At 35.1% G+C, this 2788-nt stretch carries 2 protein-coding genes; both read left to right on the top strand.

All coding sequences use genetic code 11. From position 1 onward, the window contains the following. Positions 1-418: 418 nt before the first annotated feature. Positions 419-1306, top strand: a complete 888-nt coding sequence (locus A9G25_RS12095) for a hypothetical protein (RefSeq protein ID WP_065627096.1) — start codon at positions 419-421, stop codon at positions 1304-1306. Positions 1307-1426: 120 nt separating this feature from the next. Further along, a partial coding sequence (locus A9G25_RS12090) for a hypothetical protein (RefSeq protein WP_141675115.1) occupies positions 1427-2788 on the top strand: 1362 nt, incomplete at its 3' end.

Below are 2788 nucleotides of genomic sequence, written 5' to 3'. Positions count from 1 at the left end.
CAATCACAAAGGTAGCATAGTATTGACTACTGATGAAATTGAAGACAAGGATAATCCACAACTCTATGACAATTTACCGTTTAACCCAGATGGCTTTGAGATGATACTGTTTGAACATTTTGATGAAAAAAGTAAGCACTAAACGATAAAACGTTTAATAAGATGAGGCGATGCCACAAATGATGGTGATAAAGTGATATCCGTCTCAACAAAAATTAGGGTGTTTGATAAAGGCGTAGCACGCATCGGGGATATGGTGCTGTGTAATTATTAATCGGCAATATCAAATTTTAAATAAAGATAATCAGGTTATCGCGGAGGGTAAAACCGATGCGCAAGGCAAAACCGACATAGTCAACACCGGCTATGAAGAAGCCGAGGTTAGATTTAGATATAAAAAAGAGTAGAGGATAGCGCTATGTCTTGGGCAACGACACAATCAGTTACTTCCCCTCGTCATTCATCAAAAGTCACCACCAAAGTTAAGGCGGGGGCAAGAAAAGTAGAAACGATTTTAATCCGTAGAATCCCGGTCAATTTGCTGGTTTTTGAGGTTGGACATTTTTGGGTTGAATTTTTACATGAAGATGAAGCAGAAATAGATGAGCCAATGCAAGCTATTCGTCAACAGGGTTTAAAAGAAAAAGATATCGTGGATGAAAAGGGGGAGCCATTGCAAATCTCAACCAAAGCTAATGGATTTAGGGAAAGTTATGGTTGGTACCCAGCAGGGATGCCTTTTCAACCGTTGAATATTTTCAATGACAAAAGAGTGATATCTAGTGATGGAACATTAAATGGCGACCATGAAAAAAGAAGAAAAAAAGATAACAACAAAAAATTGACTGAATTGACCCCGACACAAGACCGACAGGCAGGGCGCAAAACCAATCATAATGAGCATTCTAGCCGGGCCTTCGACCCACATCAAAATGGACACTTTCATGAGGGAAAAATTAAATTTACTACGTCTCCCTATGTCTTGCCCGGAGATAGTCGAACGGATGAAGAGATATTTAATGAGATAAGAGCCTATGTGGCGGCATTTGATAGTGAAGGAGAAGAATGGAGCTGGGCTAATGACAGTTATAAGGAGACCAATTGCCATACCCTTTTATTTTTACTATTAGCTCATTGTAATTTAGCTGATCCGGAATGCATTGGAATCGAACTAGATAGGCATTTTATACGTTATAAAGCGTCTTTGGATAAACAAACTAACGGTACAAACGATGAGAAATTAATGGAAAGAATATTATTAATAAAAAAATTATTAAATATATCCAAAAATGCGAAAGCAGAATAATACAACTAGTAAACCTGAATTTAATGAGTTGGTGATGATATGAAAAACTTAGTAAAAATATGCTTGATCCTTTTTTTATTATGGTCGGGAACAGTTCAATATGCTTTAGCGGAGGTGAAAATGAAAGACCAACAAATACAAATAATCAACAAATTAAAACAACAAGATATTGCGCCGGGTAAAGTTTATTTTCAGCATGATTTTATGCTTTTTATTAAAAACAAATATAGCTTTCCCGAAGAAGATTTATTTACATCACCAGTTAGTCTAGAAAACCATCCAGATATGTATATGATGGCAATTCAAGATATTGCACAAGTAAAATTAAATGAAAATTACCAATATAGTGATATATGGCAGCGGAAGCGAAATATTATTGAAATAATGTATCCGACCGACTCTTTTCAATCACTAGAAGATGGGGTTTATTTTTTTACGCTAGATGAGCATAAACAATTACATCAGCAAGCTTCATTTGAAGAAGTATTTGAATTGCCTTGTTATTTGCGTGTCGAAAAAAAACAGGGCATTGTAGTCAGTATACAAAAAAGGTGTTTAGCATCTATTAGTCATTATACCTATGATTATTGGGACAATAATAACTTAAAGCATCTTGGAATAGAACTATATGATAATACTCATAATATTATCTATACTGCCGAAACGTTTTTTGATGAAAATACTGAATTAATGATCAAAAGTACTGAAAAAAATATCAAAACAGGTCGTTATTTGATTGAATCTTATATTAGACAAAACGATATTTACTCAATAGTGGAATATTTTGATAACCAAGGAATTAAAACCAATCATGTAATTCGTCATGACGATTCAAACCGTGTAGAAAATCAAATATTAAATAAAGATGGCAAAGTGATTAAAACTAAACGTTGGGAGCCGGAAGAAATCTTTGATTTTGAAAAAGATTTAGACGAGCCTTATCCGTACAATAAATTAATCATGAATGTCGAAAAAAGTCATTTCCTGTTAAAAGATGCTATGTTTGAACAAGGATTAGGCGAAAGCCGTCAATATGACAGCGAAGCGACCAACAGAGTAAAGTATTTAGGAATTCAGCCTCATCAGGTCTATTACCATAAATTACCCTTCCCCGGCTTTATGGCCGAGCGTTACAAAAACTTCCCTCATCAAGCGCCATTAAGCTTAATTGAAGCTGAAAATCAATTGCCACGGGATAAGTATAGCGATTTAATTCAGGTGGAAATGGGGGATAACTACCAATATAAAAAGATTATTAAAACCAAATGGCAACAATCGGCAATTTCATTACCATTAACACAATTTAAAGACTTAGAAAATGGCGTATATTTTTATGTCATGGCGGATAAAGGGCAATTAACCCCATTAAAGGGTGTAGAGCAAGCAGTTAGTTTACCTTCCTATATTCGTGTTGAAAAAGTGATGGGAAAAATCGTCGCTATCGTACAAAAAACACGTGTCCAATGGCTAACAACGGAATTT

Source organism: Gilliamella sp. Bif1-4, assembly GCF_001690535.1.
GTDB lineage: Bacteria > Pseudomonadota > Gammaproteobacteria > Enterobacterales > Orbaceae > Gilliamella > Gilliamella bombi.
This window is presented reverse-complemented; position numbering and strand designations above follow the sequence as displayed.

Bases quoted from the DNA above. Each gene is read 5' to 3' on its own strand.
- A9G25_RS12095 (WP_065627096.1), top strand. From the start codon at position 419: ATGTCTTGGGCAACGACACAATCAGTTACTTCCCCTCGTCATTCATCA.